The organism is Flavobacterium suaedae, assembly GCF_014642915.1.
Lineage (GTDB): Bacteria > Bacteroidota > Bacteroidia > Flavobacteriales > Flavobacteriaceae > Flavobacterium > Flavobacterium suaedae.
The window spans coordinates 106808-124582 of the sequence record NZ_BMJE01000001.1; the positions used below are offsets into that span (position 1 = coordinate 106808).

Here is a 17775-nt window from a genome sequence, read left to right on the forward strand (position 1 = left end):
AGTTTTTATAGTGCTGTAAGCCTGTACTATTGCTGTATATTTGTTTCTTTAGCATTACAAAAATGGAATTTTATATTACCCAACTACAAGGTTACAAAACATTACTAAACAAACTAAAAAAACAATACAACATAATAAGCATCAGCAGGCTATTGGTAGCTGTTGCCGTTATAGTATTACTTTGGTTCAGTATACAAGAGCAAAGTATAAATAGTTATTTATTACCTATAGCTGTTTTTATATTGGCGTTTTTCTTTTTAATGAACAGGCATACTGTTATATCCCGAAAAAGAAAAAGAGCAGAAGCTATTATAGCCATCAATCAGGATGAAATTACCCATTTAAAACGAGAAGGGAATAATTTTGAAGACGGTGCTGAGTTTACAGACCCAAAACACGAGTATTCTTATGATTTAGATATATTCGGGAAACACTCTATTTTTCAGCATATAAACCGCACGGAGACCTATAAAGGAAAAGAAAAGCTGGCAGGTTTATTCTTGAAATTGTTACCTCAAAATGAAATACTCAACAATCAGGAAGCGGTAAAAGAACTTACAATAAAGCCGGAGTTCAGGCAGGAAATTCAGGCTTTAGGACTTATAAAAAAGGATAACCAAAAAACATATTCCAAGCTAATAAACTGGAGTAAGGAAAAGGTAGTTGGTGTAAGCCTAATATCAAGACTATTAGCATTTTTACTACCTTTGGTGTTACTAGGGCTTTTTACTGCCTATATAGTAACACGCGACACCGCATTACTTTCCGCTTGCGGTTATGTATTTATATTTAATCTGCTATTGGTTTTAGGCAAAATTAAAAGCCTGAGAAATGAAAATAATTATACTACAGAGGTTAATGAAATACTGCACCAGTACAGTTTAATAATCAATCAAATAGAAAAAGAGAAGTTTAAAGCAGAAAAACTGTTAACATTACAAAACAAGCTATATTCAGGTAAAGAACCTGCGGGTAAACTCATAAAAACATTAAGCATACTGTTCTCTCAAATGGATACTGTAGGTAATGTTTTGGGTGCCTTGATTATGAATGGAATTTTCCAGTACCATGTACATATATTGGCAGGGCTGCATAGCTGGAAAAAACAACATGCCGATAATATAGAAAACTGGCTGGATGTTATTGCCGAATTTGAAGCCTTAAACAGTTTGGCTAATTATTATTATAATAACCAGGACTATATTTTCCCACAGCTTAATACAGAATACAAAATTGAGTTTAAAAACCTCTCTCACCCTTTATTAAATCCTGCTACACGTATTGGTAACGATGTTGCTTTTACTCCGCAATTTACGGTGTTAACAGGTTCTAATATGTCGGGGAAAAGTACATTTTTACGCAGCTTAGGGTTAAATATGGTTTTAGCCGGTATGGGCGCTCCTGTTTGTGCCGATGCTGCTGTAGTACACCCATTGCCTGTATTGGTCTCTATGAGGCTTTCCGATTCTTTAGCGGATAGTGAATCGTATTTCTTTGCAGAGATAAAACGCCTTAAAAAGATAATGGATGCCGTTAAAAATGAGCGCTCTTTTGTATTGCTCGATGAAATACTGCGCGGTACAAACTCTGATGATAAGCGCAGTGGTACTATAGCCGTTGTAGAAAAAATGGTAGGCTACAATGCCATTGGTGCAATTGCTACCCACGATGTTGAAGTTTGTGAAACTACGTATAAATACCCTGATAGTTTAGTTAACCGTTGTTTTGAAGCAGAAATAACCCATAGCGAACTTTATTTTGACTACAAACTACGCGAAGGAGTTTGTAAAAATAAAAGTGCTACTTTCCTTATGAAAAAACAGGGTGTTATATAATTTATTTTATTGATACATAATTGTTTGTTGCTAATAATATTTATTTTAGCTAAAAATCTATCTAATTATGAAACTAATAAATCTGGTTTTTAAATACGGAGTAGCTCTAATTTTTCTGTTTACATTTTCAAGTTGTTTATACTTTCCTAAACCAATGCCACTAGAAGCTGATACGGTTGATAATTTTTCAGGTCTTCTTGAGGGAAGTTATAAATTTTTAGATGAATCGGATAAACAAAAAGATAGTATTGGAAGGCTTAAAATAATCAAAGATAAAAATGTATATAAAATATATGATTGGAAGAAAGCGAAAGACAACCCTGAAACTGTTGGTAGCAAAAAGCTATTGTTTCAATTAGATTTTGATACCAAAACTTTTTATGATTATAGAGCAAAGGAAGATGTAGCAAAGTCAAGTTTTATTCTGAAAAAGTTAAAGAACACTTTTTTTATTAATATATATATATACAATTCAGAAGCTAATAAAGGCATGTGGCACTTATATGCAATAGAAATCGAAGGAAACTTGATGACTTTTATTCAGTTTACTTATGATAAAAGTTTAGAAGATAACTTTAAATTAACTCGTGTAGGGGATAATAAATATAGCGATTATATAGTTAGTGTTACAGATGATGAGCTTTTTTCATTAATCAATAGTAGTACAAAAGCTATAACACGATCACATTTTATGAAAGAACCTGAGCCTGAAAATTATTTGAATAAATATTTAATTATTGGTACAGCTTTTATAGGTGTACTTTTAATAATATTATTTATATATAGAGCAGTAAAAAAATAAACAAAAAAGGCAGGTTATTTAAAAACCTGCCTTTTTCAATTTATAGAAATTTTGGTGTGTTTAGTTGTTAAGCATTACCGGCATAACCAGCATTGTAACGCTTTCGCCTTCGTCAAGACCATCAACAGGGGTTAATATACCTGCACGGTTTGGTAATGACATTTCCAGCATAATTTCATCGCTTTGCAGATTGTTCAGCATTTCAGTAAGGAAACGCGAGTTAAAACCAATCTGCATATCATCACCTTGGTAATCACAAGTAAGGCGTTCTTCCGCTTTGTTAGAGTAATCAATATCCTCCGCAGAAATATTTAACTCCGTACCTGCAATTTTAAGGCGTATTTGGTGTGTAGTCTTGTTAGAGAATATTGCCACACGCTTTACAGAGCTTAAAATCTGCATACGGTTTATAAGTAACTTGTTAGGGTTTTCTTTTGGTATAACCGCTTCGTAGTTAGGGTATTTACCATCTATAAGGCGACACGTTAACACATAGTTCTCAAAAGAAAAAGTAGCATTAGAATCGTTATACTCAATAGTAACCTCTGCATCAGATGCTGCTAAAATTCCTTTTAAAATAGTTAAAGGCTTTTTAGGCATGATGAAATCAGCTACCTGAGAGGCTTTAACGTCCTCACGTGAATATTTAACCAGTTTGTGAGCATCAGTAGCAACAAACGTTAAACCTTCGGGAGAGAACTGGAAAAACACTCCTGACATTACCGGACGTAAATCATCATTACCTGCTGCAAAAATAGTTTTACTAACGGCTGTAGCTAATACTTCGGCAGGCACTATAGTTGACGATGGGTCATCCAGCGATACTGCTTTAGGGAATTCATCTCCTTCAGCATAAGCCAGTGCATATTTACCCGAGTTAGAGCTTATCTCTATAGTACTGTTATCTTCTACTGTAAAAGTAAGCGGTTGCTCAGGGAATGTTTTTAAGGTTTCCAATAATAGTTTTGCAGGTACTGCAATGCTTCCCTGGCTTTCTGAATCAATATCAAGCGTAGAGGACATAGTAGTCTCTAAATCTGATGCGGAAACAGTCAGTTTATTATTATCTAATTCAAAAAGGAAGTTATCTAAAATAGGTAGGGTGTTGCTGCTGTTTATTACGCTGCCTAACACCTGTAACTGCTTTAATAAATATGTACTGGATACTATAAATTTCATCTCGTTGATTTATTTAATTGTAAGGATATACAATTTTACAAATATATCGTAATCCTGTTAATGTTGAAATATTTTTTATTAACACTATTTAGAATATTTACGCTTACGCAAGAAGGTAAACAGTATACCGAAAACTAAAAGTATTAGTATTGGTAACCCGACAGTTATAAACTGTGCGGTGGTATAATCGGCATATACTTTTTCTTTATCCAGCATTGGCAGGTTTACCTCTTTGCTTCTAATGTTGATAAGTCCTGTATCATCCAGTAAATAGTTAATACAGTTCATAACAAACTCTTTGTTGTCATACCTGTTTTTTGTCCACTTATCATAACCTAATTCAAGCGGTCTGTACTGGCTGTCTAACTGATTTTTTGCTATATCTCCGTCAGATATTATAATCATTTTGTTCTCTTTTCCAACACTTTTGTATGTGTCATCTTTAAAAGGCAGTACTCTGTTTTCATATACAGAGTGGAACTTACCTTCCAGCAATACCGAAACGGGAATGTAACCAAAGCCTTCATAATCGGCAGGACTGGTTTTTTGCGCTACCATACTAAGGCTTATTTGGGTAGGTGTACCTACCGGTTTAGAATACCTTGAGGTAGATAGCAGTACATTCTTTTTAATACCGTTTTTAAGGGTATCTATAGGGTTTGCGAATTCAAATTTAATTCCCCCTAAGTTTTTAACTATTGGGTGATTTGCACCTTTATATACTGTAGTGTCAGGATATACAAAAGGGGAGAAGCGCCATAAATATTGCTGGTATTGTGTTGAACTACCTTCAGCACCTGTTGCCAGTTGTATTGGTGTAGCCATTTCATCCTTAATAATATCAGGATTAAGGCGGAAACCATACTTAAAGAACATATCCCTAAGGTTTAAATCGCGAGGGTAAGCAAGCGTGGTACCGTTTTCGTTATACAGGCTGTCCATATCCATTTGTACCGCATCTACCATCCACAGTGTTTTACCACCATTCATAATATACTGGTCCAGCACTTCTTTTTCTTCTTCGCTAAAGCGTTCAGTAGGTTTTGCTATTATGGCGAGGTCATATTCTTTTAAATCAGTCAGTGTTTTTTGTGGATTGGCAGCCACAGAATCTAAAGTAAAAGGAGCAATAAAATAGCTTTCTCTTACTTCTTGCAGTAAGTCGGCTATAAACATTTCTCTCATTTCGCCATTACCTTTTATAACAGCTACCTTCTTTTGTTTTTCTGTAATTACTTTGTTTATGGCATCAGCAAAAGCATATTCTAAATGCTGTACCGATGTTACTACCATTTCGGTAGTGCTGGCGCCCATTTGGTTTTTAAGTAACTGAACAGTGGTGCTTTTGTTACCATAGTTAACAATGGCCCAAGGGTATACTATTTCCTGTGTTTGTTTTCCTTTGTCGTTAACGCTTATGTTTAAAGGTGTAAGACCAATTTTATAAAGGTCTGCCATTACCTGTTCTTCATTTACACCTTCTTCATCAAGAGGGTTTACAAAATTGAATACAATATTATCATTATAAGCTTTAAATTCTTCTAATAACTGGCGAGTTTCGTTTTGTAGTTTTTTAAACTCTCCGGGAAAATCACCTTCTAAAAACACATCTACATATAGCGGTTCAACAGGAGTTTCTACCAGTGATAGCGTAACAGGTGACAGGGTGTAACGTTTATCCTGCGTTAAGTCAAATCGTTTAAAATAATAACCACCTGCAAAATTTAGTGCCAGTAATACAATTACTGTTATAATAAGCTGCTTTATGCTTTTTTTCTTACCTGCTTTCATTACCACTTTAGCGATTTAAGTTTATACACAGTGAATGAAAGGAAAAGTATTGTTATGCTCACAAAGTAAATAACATCGCGAGTATCGATAACACCTCTGCTCATACTTTTGAAATGATAATCCATTCCGAAAGAAGCTATATAATTACCGGCTTGTTGTGCTATGCCTTCAAAACCGTAATACAGTATAAAACACATAAAAACAGCCGATATAAACGCTACAATTTGGTTTGATGAAAGGGTAGAGGCAAAAAGCCCTGCTGCGGTATACCCTGCAATAAGGAAGAGTAAACCAAAATAAGAACCCAGTGTGCTGCCCATATCAATATTGCCGGGAGGGCTGCCGTAGTCGGAAAGCACAATAACATATATTATAGTAGGTAATAGTGCTAAAATAATAAGTATAAAAGCCCCGAAAAACTTACCGCCTACTATTTGCCAGGTACTTAAAGGCTTAGTGAATAAAAGCTCTATAGTACCTTGTCTTTTTTCATCAGAAAAACTGCGCATGGTTACCGCAGGAATTAAGAAAATTAAAATCCACGGTGCAAGCGTAAAAAAGGGAGTTAAATCGGCAAAACCACTATTCAGAATATTAAAATCGCCATCAAAAACCCAAAGAAAAAGCCCGTTTAGTATGAGAAAAACCGCAATAACCAAATAGCCTACAGGCGACCCGAAAAACGATTTGATTTCTCTTAATAATATAGCTTTCATTTACTTAGTGTTCTGTTAGTTAGTTGTGTTTATATCAATTAGTAGTTTCAGTTTTTTTTGCTAATGTATTACTCCAGTGTTACCAGTTTGTCAACGCTCCAAGCCTGTGGTTTGTCATTAAACAGTTTTTTGGTAAAAGCCCAAACCTCTTTAAATAATTCAGACTGGCGATAGCTTTCTAAATCACTTTCGTTTTCCCAATAGCTGTATGTAAAAAATACAGAAGGATTATCTTTATCTCTGTACAATTCTAAAAAACGGTTTCCGGGATAGTTTCGTATGTGTTGCTTTACTTCATGGAAGTTTTCTAAAAAAGCAGCTACTTTATCCTCGTGAAAACTCATTTTTACAATTCTTACAAACATAGTGTTTTTATATTATTCTTTAAACTCAATACTTACCACATCCTGATACTTTAACCCGAACAGTGATTTAGCTGTACCTACCGTTAACGGGTTACTACGGTATATGCAAATTTCTAAAAGTCCTACTTCATTAAATAAAGCCAGTTTTAACCCTTCATAATCTTTTAGGGTAAAACGTTCATTTGTAGCAACTTCGGCATATTTATTTTTTATAGCACTTATAGTTGTTTTAGAGTTACCCAGTTTAACCTCATAACTCCTGCCACGACCAACGTCTTTAAATACTTGCTTACTTATATTAGTTACACAGTTACCAAAATGGTCTATATAAATAATATTTCCTTTTATGGTAGCTTTATCGTTACTTATTACCGGTTGTAACAGGTTTACGGTTTTAATTTCGCTTATCTCTCTGCCTATAACGTTTAACAGTCCACCACGCGCTATATGGCAGGCAACCTTTACAAATACATCTATATCGGTAACATTGCTGTCAAAACGGTCATGTATAGTAATCTCTACAATTTTTTGCGGAACTATTTTTTGAGTTAATATGCTCAGGATTCCATTATCGGCACAAATAAAAAAATGGTCGTTCCATTGCATAGCAATGTGTCTTGTTTCTTTATTTCTCTCAGCATCAACACCAACCAAGTGCACAGTACCTTTCGGGAAGCTGGAATATGCCGCATTTATAACATAACTGGCTTCCGGTATATTAAATAAATCAATATGGTGTGATATGTCAACAATAGTAGCCTCCCTGTACTCAGAGAAGATTTTTCCCTTTAGGGCGCCCACGAAATGGTCTTTAAGTCCAAAATCGGTTGTAAGGGTAATTATTGACATAAAATTGTGTAAAACTTTTACAATGTGCGATTAAAATTTCACTAAATTTGAATGCAAAGCTAATAATATTATGCCTATTATTTTTAATTAAAAAAGACTGCTTTTGAACGAAAGAATTATTGAACTTACTGATGTTACCCCAAAAGAGTTTTGGGGCGCTAGAGACATCCACCTTGAAACTATAAAAAAACACTACCCGAAACTTAAAATTGTAGCGCGAGGCACAACGCTTAAAGCCTTTGGAGAGAAAGAGGTACTGGATGAGTTTGAAAAGAAATTCAGAAGGTTAATGCTGCACTATAGCCGTTATAATAATATTGATAATAATGTTATAGAGCGTGTTATTTTAAGCGACCAGCAGGAAGAACAAATGAAGCCGGGTAACATACTGGTTCACGGAGTGGGAGGTAAGTTAATAAAGGCTATGACGCCCAACCAACAAAAACTGGTTGACCTGATGGCTAAAAATGATATGGTGTTTGCAGTAGGGCCTGCAGGTACGGGTAAAACCTATACGGGTGTGGCACTGGCTGTAAAAGCACTAAAGGAAAAGCAGGTAAAGCGTATAATATTAACCAGACCGGCAGTAGAGGCAGGGGAGAACCTTGGTTTTTTACCTGGTGATATGAAAGAAAAACTGGATCCTTATATGCAGCCTTTATATGATGCACTACGCGATATGATTCCGCCGGAAAAGCTGGAAGATTATATTTTAAAAGGTGTTATACAAATAGCACCATTGGCATTTATGCGTGGACGTACGCTTGATAATGCTTTTGTAATACTTGACGAGGCACAAAATACTACACACTCACAAATGAAAATGTTCCTTACCCGTATGGGGCGTAATGCCAAGTTTATGATTACAGGCGACCCGGGGCAGGTAGATTTACCAAGACGAACAATTTCAGGTTTAAAAGAGGCATTACTGGTACTTAAAGATGTAGAGGGAATAGGTATGTTATATCTTGATGATAAAGACGTTATACGCCATAGAATTGTTAAAAGGGTTATAGCAGCATATAAGAGTATAGAAAACCACGATTAAAAATATGGGTAAAAGAACTCTTAGGTTTATTGTTTTTTCTATAGCTGCGATTGCATTATTCTTTCTTTTATTAAAGTTTGCTTATAAAAATAATCCCGGTTTATTTGCTATTAACAAGACTATAGGATGGGCATGGACGGTCTCAGGCTTTGTGCTTCCTGTTATATCTTTTTCTTTTATAAGCTTTATAATAGGTTATTTTTTATTATTTGCTTTAAAAGCTAAATTTAACCTACGCTTTTTCTGGTATAATCTTTTGTTTTTATTGGGAAGTATAGCTCTTTTTGTAATGATTAGTATGAAGGTTTTTTTAAGTTCAATGTCTTTAACTTATATAATTTCTTTTGTATTGAGTTTTATAACTTTATTACTCATGTGTATTAACATAGGTATTTCAATAGTAAATTTTATAGCTGATAAAAGAAATAATAAAAGAAGCATTCAATAACTTTCTTATTTTTGCGGTTTAACTAACAACACAACAACTACATGAACACGATAACCAGTACAGATTTTAATTTTCCGGGGCAAAAATCCGTTTACAGAGGTAAAGTAAGAGAGGTTTATAATATAAACGACGAACTTTTAGTAATGGTGGCTACTGACAGACTTTCAGCTTTTGATGTTATTATGCCAAAAGGAATACCTTATAAAGGACAAATATTAAACCAGATAGCTACTAAATTTATGCGTTTAACGGAGGATATAGTACCTAACTGGTTAATAGATACTCCTGACCCAAATGTAGCGGTAGGGCACTTGTGTGAGCCTTTTAAAGTAGAAATGGTTATACGTGGTTACCTTTCGGGGCATGCTGCCAGAGAATATGCTGCGGGTAAAAGAGTACTATGTGGTGTTGAACTACCTGATGGAATGAAGGAGAACGACAAGTTCCCTGCGCCAATAATTACACCTACTACAAAAGCCGATAGTGGTGAGCACGATATGGATATTTCTCGTGAGGATATTATTAAAAAAGGAGTAGTAACTGAAGAGGATTATAAAATACTGGAAAAATATACCAGAGATTTATTTAACAGAGGTACTGAAATAGCAGCATCAAGAGGTTTAATACTGGTTGATACTAAATATGAGTTTGGTAAAACAAAAGATGGTAAAATTGTATTGATTGATGAAATACATACTCCTGATTCATCTCGTTATTTTTATGCTGATGGTTACGAACAACGCCAGAATAGAGGAGAAGCTCAAAAACAGCTTAGTAAAGAGTTTGTAAGACAATGGCTTATAGCTAATGGCTTTCAGGGGAAAGAAGGGCAGCAGATACCTGAAATGAATGAAGAGTATATTAATAGTGTTTCGGAACGATATATTGAGTTATATGAAAATATAATAGGGGAAAAATTCTCTAAAGCAGATATATCTGACATACACAGCAGAATTGAAAAAAATGTTTTAGCATTTTTAAATAAGTAATTCTGATAAAAAATAGTTTTAAAAAAGCCTCTTATTTTAATAAGAGGCTTTTTTTATGTAAATCATTGTAACTACTATTGCTAAGGTTGATTTTGCAGTTTCGGAAAGCTAGTTAAAAATGTTAAGTATTTGTTAAAATTATGTTTTACAGTAACGTTTAGTACTTTGTATGCGTCTATTGTAATAGACAGTCTAATCAACTGTTTTTTAATTTCCTAACTAGAATATTTAACTAAATATATAAATCAATCAAATCAAAATCATCATGAAAAAAACGATCGTTTATTTAAGTTTAGCTTTAGTAACTTTAAGTAGTGCTACTTTCGCATCAACAACAAATTTAGAAACACCTCAAGCTGTTTCTGCTGTAAATTATCTAAAAGTAACCCCTTTAGCTCAGGCTATTTGTAAAGGAGATATGGTTGCTGTTAAAAAGTTTATAGAATATGGTGTTGATGTAAATGAAAAATCAAACGGTGTAACGCCACTTATGCTGGCTGCCCGTTATAACAACGTAGAGGCAATTAAATTGCTTATAGAAAACGGTGCAAGACTGAAAACCGAAGATAAAAACGGCTATACTGCGGTTAAGTATGCGGAAATGTCTAACGCTACAGAAGCACAGGCATACTTGCAAAAAGCACTTGATGCATAGTAGAACAGAATAAAAAACTCCAAGTAAATAAAAAAGCACCTTAGTTAAGGTGCTTTTTTATTATATATCAATTTACTTTTTTACTTGAAGTAAGAGAAATCTTCTCCGTTTTCTATAGTAAGTAATGATTCATAAATTAATTTAATAACGTTTTCTACATCATCACGGTGTACCATTTCTACAGTAGTGTGCATATAACGTAACGGTAGCGATATAAGTGCAGAAGCCACGCCGCCATTGCTGTAAGCAAAAGCATCAGTATCAGTACCTGTAACACGAGATGAAGCTAACCTTTGAAAAGGTATTTCATTTTTAGTTGCCGTATCTAAAATATGCTCACGCAGGTTGTTTTGTACTGCCGGTGCATACGTTACAACAGGACCTTTGCCTATGTGTGTTTCCCCTTCCATACGCTTATCAATCATAGGCGTGGTAGTATCATGGCATACATCAGTAACTATAGCTACATTAGGTTTTATAGTGTCGGTAATCATTTCAGCACCGCGCAAACCTACCTCTTCCTGTACAGAGTTAGTTACATATAGCCCAAAAGGTAATTTCTTTTTGTTTTCGTGTAATAATCGCGCAACTTCGGCAATCATAAAACCGCCTATACGGTTATCTATAGCACGGCAAACAAATTTATTTTCATTAAGAATCATAAATTCATCAGGGTAAGTAACTACACAGCCTACGTGCGCACCAAGTGCTTCAACCTCTTCTTTATTAGTGCAACCTACATCAATAAAAATATTTTCCAGTTTAGCCTGTTCTTCTTTACCACCTTTATTACGGGTATGTATTGCCGGCCAGCCGAATACTCCATTTACAATACCTTTTTTGGTATGGATATTGACACGTTTAGAAGGAGCAATCATGTGGTCTGAACCTCCGTTACGAATAACGTGTAACAAACCGTTTTCTGTAATATAGTTTACATACCATGAAATTTCATCAGAATGTCCCTCTATAACTACCTTGTAAGGAGCATCAGGGTTAATAACACCTACGGCAGTACCATAAGTATCGGTAATAAAAGTATCAACGTATGGTTTTAGGTACTCCATCCATATTTTTTGCCCTTCGGCTTCAAACCCGGTAGGAGAGGAATTATTTAGGTATTTTTCCAGAAATTTAAGTGAATTGTCGTTTAAAACAGTTTTTGAAGACATATTTTGTTGTATTTTTCAGCTAAAATATAAATTTGAAAACAGAGTTATGTATAAATGTATAATTTTGGTGTAAATTTTTTACATATGAAAAAATGTTTTCTATTCTTTTTGCTGTTATTTTTCAGCCTTTCGGGTATTGCTCAGGAGGTTGTAAAGGATACTGTAAAAAATACTGTTGAAAATGACTCTGTTGTTTTTAATATGCAAATGGAGGAAATAGTAATTACTAATGTAAAGGACACTATTTCTAAAGAAGAGCGAAGAAAACTTTATATATTAAGAAGAAGAGTTTTAAAGGTATATCCGTATGCTAAAATAGCTGCCGACCGCTTAACGTTACTTAAGCGCAATATGGAAAAACTGAAAACTAAAAAAGAAAAGAAAAGATACGCTAAAATAGTAGAAAAATACCTTGAAGAAGAGTTTGAAGAGCAACTAAAAAACCTTTCGCGTAAAGATGGGCAAATACTCGTAAAACTTATATACAGGCAAACAGGAGAGACCACTTTTGATTTGATTAAAGAACAGAAAAGTGGTTGGAAAGCCTTTTGGTCTAATAAGGTGGCTAAAGTATTTAGCATAGACCTTAAAGAAAAATATGACCCTGCTACAGTGCCTGAGGATTATCTTATAGAAGGTTTTTTATTAAAAGCATTCCAAGAATACAGATTGCCCAGACAAGAACCTGCATTTAAAATTGATTACAGGCAAATAACTAAAGATTGGAGAGAAAAAAATAAGTCTTAGTTTTTTTGTCCTTACATAACTTTTACTACTTATAACAAAAGCCTATAAATACTGACTTTAAAGGTTATTTCTAATAACTTAAATAATCCGCAAAAAATTAATTTAAAAAATACGGTATTTACAGAAATATAAAATTAAGGGTAGGGAATTTCTTTTTTAGATTGTTTCACATACAAACAATCAAATAAATAACTTTAATTATGAAAAAGAAATTACTAACCTTATTAACCATTGTCCTATTTTCAGTTACAGCAGGATATTCACAAGCTACAGCTTATGATGTTCCTGATATTTTTATATGTAATGATGATGTAGATGTAGACTTAACTCAGCAAAACCCTATTGTATTGGGTAATCAAAATCCTGAAGATTTTTATGTAGTTTATTTTCACTCACAAACAAATGCTGAGGAGAATGTAAACCCTATTGATGAACCTACTTCTTATTTTAATGAACTTGAAGTAGAAGAAATTTTTATCAGAGTAACTAACATTGCAGATGGTAGCTATGATATTGCAAGCTTTACTGTAGGCTATATCTTTACAAATGTATCTTATTTCGCTGATTTTAATGTATGTGGAGGAGAATTTACCTTACCACCCTTGTCAGACGGTAATTATTACACGCAACCCGGAGGGCAAGGTACAATGCTTTCTGCAGGAGATGTACTGTCTACATCTCAAACAGTGTACATTTACAACCAGAATGAAGAAGTACCAAGCTGTACAGCTGAATCTGATTTTGATGTAATAATGACAAACTTAGTGGAAATAGACCCTGTACCGCCACTTGAAGCATGTGATGAAGATTTAGATGGCTATGCTGTTTTTGATTTGAACTTAGTTATTAATCAGGTGTACGATTTTTTATCAAATCAACCAATGGATTTCTATGTGTCTATTCATGAAAGTGAAGCAGATGCAGCAGAAGGGGTAAGCCCATTACCACCGGGACAGTTCCAAGCGTATACTAATACAGCACCTTACCAGCAAACACTTTATTTGAGAATATATGCAGCAGGAGGTGAGTGTTATCAAATTATGCCTTTTACTATAGTAGCGTCTGATTGTGAAAATACATTTTTAACAGGTACAGTTATGTATGATGTTGATGATAACGGATGTGATAACAACGATATACCGGCTACAGGATTAACAGTGGTGTGTACCAACAACGGATACTCATATTACAGTGTTGTAGATAATAACGGTAATTATGCTTTTAACTATATACCTGCAGGACAAACTACAGTAGCTGTAGCACCTGATCCTTATGTTGATTTCATTTCATCGCCTTCAGAATATAATATTACTACTCCCTCAACAGAAGATGGGTTAGATTTCTGCCTGCTTGCTGAAGATGTTAATGATGTATTAGTATGGTTAATGCCAACATCAGCAGCATTACCTGGTTTTGAGACTACTTATACTTTAATATATGCAAATTATGGTACTCTGCCATCAAGCGGTGTTATATCGTTAAACTTTGATGATACTATGCTAACTTTTGATAGTGCAATGCCTGCAATGCAACAAAACGGTAACGTTTTATCAGTAGCGTATAATGATTTACAGCCATTTGCTACAGAATATGCCTACATTACATTTACAGTAATGCAACCGCCAACAGTAAACATGGGAGATATTTTAGATTTTGAAGCTATTATAGATGCTCAGGTGGATGATAACATGGCTAATAATACGTATGAGATAAGCCAGATTGTTACAAATAGTTATGACCCGAATGATATAACAGTGCGTGAGGGAGCTTCCATAACTCCGGAACAGGCAGAAGATTATTTACACTATACTATACGTTTCCAGAATGAAGGAACAGCAAATGCACAAATAGTACGTATAGAAACGCAGCTTGATGCTAATTTAGACTGGGATACATTTATGCCGATGAACTCAAGCCATAGTTATGAAATTGTAAGAGACGAAAATGGTGGGTTAGAGTTTATTTTTGATGGTATAGATTTACCTTATACAGATGCTGATGAAGCGGGTAGCCAAGGTTATATCATTTACAGAATTAAACCAAAAAGTACTGTAGAGTTAGGTGATTCAATGTCAGCAACAGCAGGTATTTATTTTGACTTTAACGAAGCTGTTATGACTAATACTGCAACTACTACAATAGAGGCTGCTGCAAGTGCAGATAAATTTGAAAATAATTTATTCACTGTATACCCTAACCCGGCTTCAGGGAATGTAAATATAGCTGTTAACAACTTTACAGGGGAGGCACAAATAAATGTAACGGATGTGTTGGGTAAAACAGTATTAAACTCAACAATATCAGATGCTAATACAAACATTGATGTATCAAGTTTAAAAACAGGGGTTTACTTTATAACGCTGCAAGCACAAGATAAATCGGCAACTAAAAAAGTTGTAATTAAATAAATAAGAGTTAGTGCCCTAATAAAAAATAGTTTTTGCCTCGGTGTAATGCCGGGGTTTTTTTATTTGTCTTTTTTAGTTTTTGCAGCTTTTTTATAAAGCGGAATAAAGTAAGAAACAGTGTAGTTAAAACCGGCACCAAAGCTACCTGCATAGGTTCGGTTAAAGCCCGGAATATAAAGGTTATCAAAATTATCAGGCTTATTTTCAGAAAGTAAAATGTTTAACCTTACACTAAAACCTATAAATAAATTATCAAATACTTCGGCTTTAATTCCTCCTATAACTTCCACCCAGTGTGCACTCAGGCTGCTATATTCTCTGTCAGGATATATGGTAACGGTTTCAAAATAGCTTTCATTATCTTGTATAGCCCTGTTATCATATATTTCATAAGAGTTGAGGTTTTGGCTAAATGATGATATTCCGTAACGCATACCGGCATATATCATATTTTCCATATCCAGCCAGTTTTCATAAGCATTATAATCAAACCCTATTTTTAGGTAAGAACCCTTAGCAGTAAAGTTTACCTGATTATCATCAATAGTATAATCTTCACTACCAATTTCGCCGGCTACATAAAACTTTTTGGTTAATCGGTAATCCGCAACCAGTTCAATACCACTGTAATCATCTATATAAAACCTTCGGGATAGTTTATTAAGGTCTACACCAACACGTATTCCGTATCTTTCCTTTTTTACAAGTTTTTCAGCGGCTATTGTATCAGTGGTAACAATAGTGTCAGCCTCCTGTGAAAATGCCGAAAAAGCAGTTAGTATAACTATAGTTTTAGTAAAGTATTTTAATATGTGCTGCATTTTCGTTTTCTATATTTTTTTGCAATACTATCACCTCATCAATCCATATATTATTTTCAGATGCATCATCTGTAAGTATAGGGTTAGGATTTTCAGGCTCTTCATCATTTAAATAAAAAAGTGATTTATAACCACAAGCTCTGGACACATAAATTTCATTATGCGTGTATTTAAATTCAATGTAATCAACATTTTCATTAGTTGTGCCACCAACACCACTTGTTACTAAAGTAAATTTCCACTTTGCCATTTCTGCATTAGTGGGTAAGGGAAGGGCAACACTATCAATACTTGTTTTACTTATTTCTTTATCAGAGCCTTCTATAGAAAATTTAAAACTCCCCGGTTTTGGCAGCTCCGGATTTTCTTTGTTATAAAAGGTAACAATCATGTTAGGGGTAGTTGCAGTTCCTTCGGCACAAATATCATCTTTCTCACAACTCCAAAAGTAGCAGGCTATTATACTGGCAAAAAAAGCGGTTACAAGTATCTTTTTCATATATTTTTTTACAGAGGTTAATCTGTTTTCTGATTTTTATCTCTTCTCCAAAAGTACAACATTTTCCACATGGTGTGTTTGCGGGAACATATCTACAGGGCGCACACGTATAACTTTGTACATTTCGTCCATCAGTGCAAGATCTCTTGCTTGTGTAGCCGAGTTACAACTTACATATACTACACGTTTTGGTGCTATGTTTAGTATTTGCGCTACAACATCTTTATGCATACCGTCACGTGGCGGGTCGGTAATAATTACATCAGGCTGACCATGTGTTGCTATGAATTCTTCATTAAACACATCCTTCATGTCTCCTACATAAAACTCGCAGTTGGTAATATTATTACGTTTCGCATTTTCTTTCGCATCTTCAATAGCCTCAGGTACAGCTTCAACACCAACTACCTTTTTAGCTTTTTTCGATACAAATTGTGCAATAGTACCTGTACCGGTATAAAGGTCATAAACCAGTTCTTCTCCTGTTAAGCCTGCAAAATCACGTGTGATTTTATAAAGCTCGTAAGCCTGTGCTGAGTTAGTTTGGTAGAACGATTTGGCATTAATGCTGAATTGTAGTCCTTCCATTTCCTCTAAAATGTAATCCCTGCCTTTGTATAACACCACATCCTGGTCGTATATAGTATCATTAGCTTTTTGGTTTACTACATATTGTAAAGAAGTTATTTGTGGGAATACATCTGCAAGATGGTCTAATAATAGTTCTCGCTGTTCTTTGTTATCATCAAAAAACTGAATAAGCACCATTATTTCTCCTGTAGAAGCAGTACGTAACATTAAGGTACGTAATAAGCCCGAATGTTCTCTTGGGTTGAAAAACTCAAGGTTATGTTTGTTGGCAAAGTCTCTTACCTCATTACGTATAGCATTACTTGGGTCTTCCTGTAACCAGCAGTGAGTTATATCAAGAATTTTATCCCACATACGCGGTATATGGAAACCAAGCGCATTACTGTTATCTATTTCTTTATCGCTGTTTATTTCTTCTTCAGTCATCCAGCGACTGTTAGAGAATGAAAACTCCATTTTATTACGATAGTAAAATTGCTTTTCACTACCTAAAATAGGTTCAAATTCAGGAAGTTCAATTTTACCAATGCGGGTAAGGTTATTAAAAACTTCTCTGTTTTTGTAGAATAGCTGGCGGTCATACTCCATATTTTGCCACTTGCAACCTCCGCAAGAACCAAAATGCTGGCAAACAGGTTCTGTTCTGTACTCCGAATATTTATGAATTTTTGTCGCTCTACCTTCATAGTAAGCTCTTTTTTTCTTCATGGTCTGTATATCTACCACATCGCCCGGTACTACATTTGGTATAAAAATAACCTTTCCGTCGGGTGCTTTAGCAACCGAAACACCTTTGGCTCCGGCATCAATCACCTCAATATTCTCAAACTGGATTTTCTCTCTTCTTTTTCGTCCCATGC

Annotated in this window: 17 protein-coding genes; 8 read left to right on the forward strand and 9 right to left on the reverse strand. The window is 34.6% G+C overall.

From position 1 onward, the window contains the following. Window positions 1-62 precede the first annotated feature (62 nt). Together IEW45_RS00440 and IEW45_RS00445 are read left to right on the forward strand one after the other, a co-directional pair. The gene (locus tag IEW45_RS00440) at window positions 63-1835 is read left to right on the forward strand and encodes a MutS-related protein (protein WP_188619249.1); all 1773 of its coding nucleotides are present in this window, start codon (window positions 63-65) and stop codon (window positions 1833-1835) included. 67 nt (window positions 1836-1902) lie between these two features. Next, a complete protein-coding gene (locus IEW45_RS00445; RefSeq protein WP_188619250.1) occupies window positions 1903-2637 on the forward strand; it encodes a hypothetical protein in 735 nt (244 codons plus the stop codon). Between the two features lie 60 nt (window positions 2638-2697). Here IEW45_RS00445 and dnaN read toward each other — a convergent pair whose 3' ends face one another. The 5 genes from dnaN to IEW45_RS00470 all read right to left on the reverse strand — a co-directional run bounded on the left by dnaN (window position 2698) and on the right by IEW45_RS00470 (window position 7537). Further along, complete coding sequence (gene dnaN, locus IEW45_RS00450; RefSeq protein WP_188619251.1) at window positions 2698-3816, reverse strand: DNA polymerase III subunit beta; 1119 nt, start codon at window positions 3814-3816, stop codon at window positions 2698-2700. 84 nt (window positions 3817-3900) lie between these two features. After that, window positions 3901-5607 carry a gliding motility-associated ABC transporter substrate-binding protein GldG gene (gldG, locus tag IEW45_RS00455; RefSeq protein ID WP_188619252.1) on the reverse strand — a complete coding sequence of 569 codons (1707 nt, stop codon included), beginning with the start codon at window positions 5605-5607 and terminating at the stop codon, window positions 3901-3903. Further along, window positions 5607-6323 carry a gliding motility-associated ABC transporter permease subunit GldF gene (gene gldF / locus IEW45_RS00460; protein ID WP_188619253.1) on the reverse strand — a complete coding sequence of 239 codons (717 nt, stop codon included), beginning with the start codon at window positions 6321-6323 and terminating at the stop codon, window positions 5607-5609. Before gldF ends, gldG begins: the two co-directional genes overlap by 1 nt. 68 nt (window positions 6324-6391) lie before the next feature. Further along, the gene (locus tag IEW45_RS00465; protein WP_188619254.1) at window positions 6392-6688 is read right to left on the reverse strand and encodes a putative quinol monooxygenase; all 297 of its coding nucleotides are present in this window, start codon (window positions 6686-6688) and stop codon (window positions 6392-6394) included. 12 nt (window positions 6689-6700) lie between these two features. Beyond that, window positions 6701-7537, reverse strand: coding sequence for an SAM hydrolase/SAM-dependent halogenase family protein (locus IEW45_RS00470; RefSeq protein ID WP_188619255.1), 837 nt, complete (start codon window positions 7535-7537; stop codon window positions 6701-6703). A gap of 103 nt (window positions 7538-7640) precedes the next feature. On the opposite strand from IEW45_RS00470, the gene IEW45_RS00475 reads away from it, so the two are divergent. The 4 genes from IEW45_RS00475 to IEW45_RS00490 all read left to right on the forward strand — a co-directional run bounded on the left by IEW45_RS00475 (window position 7641) and on the right by IEW45_RS00490 (window position 10677). Next, the gene (locus IEW45_RS00475; protein ID WP_188619256.1) at window positions 7641-8585 is read left to right on the forward strand and encodes a PhoH family protein; all 945 of its coding nucleotides are present in this window, start codon (window positions 7641-7643) and stop codon (window positions 8583-8585) included. Window positions 8586-8589: 4 nt separating this feature from the next. Beyond that, entirely contained in the window at window positions 8590-9033 is a 444-nt protein-coding gene (locus tag IEW45_RS00480; protein ID WP_188619257.1) for a hypothetical protein, read from the forward strand. A gap of 41 nt (window positions 9034-9074) precedes the next feature. Then, window positions 9075-10022, forward strand: a complete 948-nt coding sequence (locus tag IEW45_RS00485; protein WP_188619258.1) for a phosphoribosylaminoimidazolesuccinocarboxamide synthase — start codon at window positions 9075-9077, stop codon at window positions 10020-10022. Between the two features lie 265 nt (window positions 10023-10287). Continuing rightward, window positions 10288-10677, forward strand: a complete 390-nt coding sequence (locus IEW45_RS00490; protein ID WP_188619259.1) for an ankyrin repeat domain-containing protein — start codon at window positions 10288-10290, stop codon at window positions 10675-10677. Between the two features lie 80 nt (window positions 10678-10757). Here IEW45_RS00490 and IEW45_RS00495 read toward each other — a convergent pair whose 3' ends face one another. Beyond that, window positions 10758-11849, reverse strand: coding sequence for a M42 family metallopeptidase (locus IEW45_RS00495; RefSeq protein WP_188619260.1), 1092 nt, complete (start codon window positions 11847-11849; stop codon window positions 10758-10760). An 84-nt stretch (window positions 11850-11933) separates the two neighbouring features. On the opposite strand from IEW45_RS00495, the gene IEW45_RS00500 reads away from it, so the two are divergent. Beyond that, entirely contained in the window at window positions 11934-12596 is a 663-nt protein-coding gene (locus IEW45_RS00500) for a DUF4294 domain-containing protein (protein WP_188619261.1), read from the forward strand. Between the two features lie 200 nt (window positions 12597-12796). Continuing rightward, window positions 12797-15004 carry a T9SS type A sorting domain-containing protein gene (locus IEW45_RS00505; RefSeq protein WP_188619262.1) on the forward strand — a complete coding sequence of 736 codons (2208 nt, stop codon included), beginning with the start codon at window positions 12797-12799 and terminating at the stop codon, window positions 15002-15004. Window positions 15005-15063: 59 nt separating this feature from the next. Here IEW45_RS00505 and IEW45_RS00510 read toward each other — a convergent pair whose 3' ends face one another. From IEW45_RS00510 to rlmD, 3 genes are read right to left on the reverse strand one after another with little or no spacing between them, the layout of a single operon-like run. Beyond that, the gene (locus IEW45_RS00510; protein ID WP_188619263.1) at window positions 15064-15825 is read right to left on the reverse strand and encodes a DUF6048 family protein; all 762 of its coding nucleotides are present in this window, start codon (window positions 15823-15825) and stop codon (window positions 15064-15066) included. Continuing rightward, window positions 15797-16324, reverse strand: coding sequence for a DUF6452 family protein (locus tag IEW45_RS00515; RefSeq protein WP_188619264.1), 528 nt, complete (start codon window positions 16322-16324; stop codon window positions 15797-15799). The genes IEW45_RS00510 and IEW45_RS00515 overlap by 29 nt, the downstream gene beginning before the upstream one ends. Window positions 16325-16360: 36 nt before the next feature. After that, window positions 16361-17773 carry a 23S rRNA (uracil(1939)-C(5))-methyltransferase RlmD gene (rlmD, locus tag IEW45_RS00520; protein ID WP_188619265.1) on the reverse strand — a complete coding sequence of 471 codons (1413 nt, stop codon included), beginning with the start codon at window positions 17771-17773 and terminating at the stop codon, window positions 16361-16363. Between the last annotated feature and the right edge of the window lie 2 nt (window positions 17774-17775).